The organism is Lactobacillus sp. C449L (assembly GCF_059900815.1).
Genome location: NZ_JBWXGA010000107.1, coordinates 1 through 491 on the forward strand (window position 1 = coordinate 1; position 491 = coordinate 491).

Consider the following 491-nt stretch of genomic DNA (forward strand, 5'->3'; position numbering starts at 1 on the left):
TTTCATCCACACGACCGCGCTTGGCTTCGGTGTGTCCACGCCCTTCTTCTGGGCGATCGCGCCGGACCGCGACCTGACGATCCAGCCGACCTTCTACTCGCGCCAGGGCGTCCTCCTCCAGGCCGAATGGCGTCAGCGGCTCCTGACCGGCTCCTACAACATCCGCGCCGCCGGCATCTTCCAGCAGGGGCAGTCGGCCTTCCTCCCCGCCCCGCTCGGTCCCGGGAACCGCGAGGGCCGCGGCATGGTGGAGACGAACGGCAGGTTCAACATCAATCCGCAATGGCACTTCGGCTGGAACCTGGCGCTGCTCTCGGACAAGTGGTTCCTGCAGAACTACAAGCTGCGCAGCGACACGCTCGCGTCGAACTACCTCCTGCTCGAATCGACCTCGCAGGCCTTCCTACGCGGCCAGGGCGACCGCTCCTTCTTCGACCTGCGCGGGTTCTATTTCCAGGGCCTGTCCTACGCCGATTGGCAGAAGCAGATAC

Annotated in this window: 1 protein-coding gene; it reads left to right on the forward strand. The window is 65.4% G+C overall.

Annotated features, from left to right (window positions below; genetic code table 11):
* A partial coding sequence (gene lptD, locus AC2JF9_RS08535) for an LPS assembly protein LptD (RefSeq protein ID WP_500726916.1) occupies positions 1-491 on the forward strand: 491 nt, incomplete at both ends.